This is a genomic window from Leyella stercorea (assembly GCF_019052365.1).
Lineage (GTDB): Bacteria > Bacteroidota > Bacteroidia > Bacteroidales > Bacteroidaceae > Prevotella.
Genome location: NZ_JAHQUY010000199.1, coordinates 1 through 389 on the forward strand (window position 1 = coordinate 1; position 389 = coordinate 389).

Annotated in this window: 1 protein-coding gene; it reads left to right on the top strand. The window is 38.0% G+C overall.

Annotated features, from left to right (window positions below; all coding sequences use genetic code 11):
• Positions 1 to 120: 120 nt before the first annotated feature.
• Positions 121 to 389, top strand: a 269-nt coding sequence (locus KTQ90_RS14040) for a type IV toxin-antitoxin system AbiEi family antitoxin domain-containing protein (protein ID WP_217318865.1), incomplete at its 3' end; no start/stop codon positions are given.

A 389-nucleotide genomic window follows, 5' to 3' on the forward strand; every position in this document is an offset into this window, starting at 1 on the left:
TGATTTGTTCCTCCGTAGTCGGACAATTAAGATGGAAAGAACATATAAAAAAGCACAAAAGGTTTCTGATTTTTCTCATAGACATTTTAGATTTTATATTTTTGTGCAAAATTAGAAACAATGACAGAACTATTAAGTATATTATACAAGCTGCGGATATTCACCTTAGATGAACTTTCTGAAGCTCTGAAAGACAAAGTGAAATCGGTGGAGGCGTTGCTTGCTCGGTACAAGCAACAAGGGTGGATTGTGGCTATACGGCGTAATACCTATTGCATGAAGGATATTGCATCTGGCTTACCTGTTTGCGACAAGTATGAGATAGGAAGCCACTTGTCACATACAGCTTGCATCAGTTATCACACAGCATTGGAATTTCATGGATTGGC